Genomic DNA, 3202 nt, shown 5'->3' with positions numbered 1-3202 from the left:
TTTATCCATTGATAGTAGTCATTGTCATAGGATGTGTATGGTTTCATGATTTTAGATACTAATGTTATTTCTTTAGGGAACAGGGAACAGAGAACAGGGAAGAGAGAATACGGAATAGCGATGCGCTGCATCAAGGGCACCTAACAGGGAATCAACGTCAAAGAAGACTGTAAATCATAACTGCGATAAACGCTATAAAATCAAAAACTCTTTGGCACTCCTTCCTAATTTTACCCATTCCCTATTCCCTGTTCCCTATTCCCTATTCCCTATTCCCTGTTCCCTATTCCCTGTCCCCATCACTTCTGTATACTTTAGTAGCAAACAAATTTTCTGATTGTTTTATGAACATAGGGATTTTATACACAGGGGGCACCATTGGTTCTGTGCAGGGACCCGATGGGCTGTATCCACTAGATACTGCTGGTTTCCAAAAGGCGTTTGATGAGAATATTTTGCCGATAATTCAAAGTCAATATCCCGATTGTACCATTGGCTATATTGATATCGGGTTTGGTCCGAATCACAGCACTCTCGACAGTACCAACTTGCAGCCGAAAGACTGGTGTACAATAGCGATCGCAATCCTGGAAGCCTACGATAGCTATGAGTCTTTTATTGTGCTCCATGGCACGGACACCATGGCCTGGACTGCTTCGATACTGTCGTTTTTGATGACCGGGCTGGATCAGGATGGCAACTATAACGCTTTGTTGAGCAAGCCGCTGGTTGTGACTGGCTCCCAACTGCCACTATTTGTAGAGAAAGCGGACTCCTCCTATACTGTACGCTTCAACACCGATGCACTCCAAAACGTCTGTGGTGCGGTAACTTCCTGTTGTGAAGGTGTACCGGAAGTGTGTCTGTACTTTGATTCCACCTTAATGAGGGGCAATCGCACCGTCAAGACCAACGCCAGTGAATTCAAAGCCTTCTCTACTCCTAACTATCCCAATATTGGGGAATATGGCTTAGACTTTGATGTGGACAACAAAGTAGTGCGCCCCTTGCCCACAGACCCCTCCCTGGCACTCTCCGTCCAGGGCGAGCCTGCTTATGACGCTTTATCAGCTCAACTGACCTACATTAACGATAATATTAACAGCATTACCATTCTTCCCTTTTCGGCTTTCCCGGCCTATTATGATGTCTCTGCTGACCCCAATACCAGCGTACTTGGGGATATGCTGGCGGCCTGTATTAATCAGGGAGTCGATGGTTTAATTCTGGAGTCTTATGGAGCAGGGAATTTCCCGTCTGGCAATCCAGAAACTCCTGAGAATGGGGCGATTTACAAAACTCTTGACGAAGCTAATACCAATGGAACGGTGATCGTTGACTGTACACAGGTTCTCAGCGGGATTGTCAATTCCCAGACCTATGCAGCAGGTTCGTGGCTGAGTCAGGTAGGAGCAGTTGGTGCCTATGATATGACCCCAATTGCGGCTGCCACCAAGCTGACCTACTTAAAGCTGTTAGCTAAATACTATAACTGGGATCAATACAAGATTAAGGAACTGATGATGACCAATCTCGTCGGCGAGATTATGGATGTCAACGTTCTTGATGCCAGAGGAGAAGGCTTCTTAGCGCCAGGAGAGACAATTATGGCTCTCGATGGCACAGCGATTTTGACCAACGAGCCCGGACAAGGTCCTGTCTTAACTGGCACTAGCTTAGAACAGCCTTTCGTTTTCCTTGAGGAACCCAGCTCTGCCAAGTTGCCTGGTCAATTGCATATGCAAGAAGACGGTCAATTAATCTTCTATGACCGGGATAACCAAGCCATTTATCAGGCCGGGGGCGAGCCAGATCCTAACACCCGCTCATCCAAGCTGATCCTAGAAGGTGAAACTACTGATGGTGGCACCAAACTTTATATCCAGAATTACGGCAAAGAGCCAGTCTATATTTATCCCGAACCGATTTCTCTCGAAAAGTCCGATGGTAAGGGAAAGCATAAATCCCAGGGTAAGGACAAGAATAAATCTCATGGTAAGGGCAAGCATAAATAATATCAAGTCCGGTTGAATACCCATAATTAACAGTACGGTGGGGAGATGGGGAGATGGGGAGATGGGGAGATGGGGAGATGGGGAGATGGGGAGATTTTGATTAAGCGATGCAGCGCGGTCTTGGGGAGGCAGTGCGGTCTTGGGGGTTCCCCCGGAGACGAAACCTTAGACAGTTGAGCCTTTATGGTTGGTCGGCTATGCAGAAAAGGGGTAAAACTTATTGATTAAGGCTCAACTGTCTTACGGTAACTTCTAACCATGAGCAACTGCCGTGGTTTCCCCCATGAGCGACTGCATCAAGACAGGGTAATTGATCCGGACATGATAATTAGAATCGTAGGGTGGGCAGTGGCTAAAGGGATTGGCAAGCTTGGTAAATGGATCAGATGCACTGCCCACCAGACTAGGAGAAAATCGTAGGGTGGGCAGTGGCTAAAGGGATTGGCAAGCTTGGTAAATGGATCAGATGCACTGCCCACCAGACAGAAACTACTTTTACAAAGGGCGATCTTCCAAAAGAACCGCTTCGTGATTCTCCTAGACAGACGCGACGCGAACACATTTTCCTAGAAAGCTATCCGGTTGCTTACGGTAAAATATCTCGGGAGTAAGGGGTAAGAGGGGCAATAAAATAAACAATTAACTATTGAGTGATTTGAAAATAGCAATCCCTGTAGGAATTGTGATAATTTTTGTTACCTGTTCCCTACTCCCTACTCCCTACTCCCTATTCCCTTTGCTAAACATTGCTCACAATGACGATAACAGTAGCACTCGCAATTAAGCCAAAAGCTAACTGAATCACCCATTGTGTGGCTTGTTGGTAATTGCTAAATCTTTCATCAAACTTTTTCACTTCATCTGAAAGCTCATCAAGTTTTCGGATTACATCAGTTAATGTCGGCTCTGGATCTTGATTGTGGTTCGGTTCTGGATCAGTAGTGAGTGTCATCGTTAAACTGTTATAATTATAACTATGATTATAACAAATTGGCGGTGCAATCGCACAGCATTTTACTTATATATAGCCAAGTATAATGTGCATTAATATGCGCTGTCATGTAGACAGAAAAAACTCAAAATAATCCCAAATTATTTTGAGTAATTCGTGTAGTAATTATGATAATTTTTGTGCCCTACTCCCTACTCCCTACTCCCTACTCCCTACTCCCTACTCCCTATTCCCT

Annotated in this window: 4 protein-coding genes; all 4 read left to right on the top strand. The window is 45.2% G+C overall.

All coding sequences use genetic code 11. The annotated features are described in order from the left end of the window. The first annotated feature begins 211 nt into the window (after window positions 1-211). The 4 genes from F6J99_RS43615 to F6J99_RS43600 all read left to right on the top strand — a co-directional run bounded on the left by F6J99_RS43615 (window position 212) and on the right by F6J99_RS43600 (window position 2435). Complete coding sequence (locus tag F6J99_RS43615) at window positions 212-337, top strand: hypothetical protein (RefSeq protein ID WP_293123339.1); 126 nt, start codon at window positions 212-214, stop codon at window positions 335-337. 7 nt (window positions 338-344) lie between these two features. After that, window positions 345-2015 (top strand): asparaginase, encoded by a 1671-nt coding sequence (locus F6J99_RS43610; RefSeq protein ID WP_293123335.1) that lies wholly within the window; start codon window positions 345-347, stop codon window positions 2013-2015. A 45-nt stretch (window positions 2016-2060) separates the two neighbouring features. After that, on the top strand, window positions 2061-2192 hold the full coding sequence (locus F6J99_RS43605) for a hypothetical protein (RefSeq protein ID WP_293123333.1): 132 nt from the start codon (window positions 2061-2063) through the stop codon (window positions 2190-2192). A gap of 81 nt (window positions 2193-2273) precedes the next feature. Then, window positions 2274-2435 (top strand): hypothetical protein, encoded by a 162-nt coding sequence (locus F6J99_RS43600; protein WP_293123330.1) that lies wholly within the window; start codon window positions 2274-2276, stop codon window positions 2433-2435. Window positions 2436-3202: the final 767 nt, after the last annotated feature.

The organism is Moorena sp. SIO4G3, assembly GCF_010692305.1.
GTDB classification, from domain to species: Bacteria; Cyanobacteriota; Cyanobacteriia; order Cyanobacteriales; family Coleofasciculaceae; genus Moorena; species Moorena producens_A.
Note: the sequence above shows the minus strand (reverse complement) of the source record. Positions and strands in the feature narration are given on the sequence as shown.

Bases quoted from the DNA above. Each gene is read 5' to 3' on its own strand.
- F6J99_RS43610 (WP_293123335.1), top strand. From the start codon at position 345: ATGAACATAGGGATTTTATACACAGGGGGCACCATTGGTTCTGTGCAG.
- F6J99_RS43605 (WP_293123333.1), top strand. From the start codon at position 2,061: ATGGGGAGATGGGGAGATGGGGAGATGGGGAGATGGGGAGATGGGGAG.
- F6J99_RS43600 (WP_293123330.1), top strand. From the start codon at position 2,274: ATGAGCAACTGCCGTGGTTTCCCCCATGAGCGACTGCATCAAGACAGG.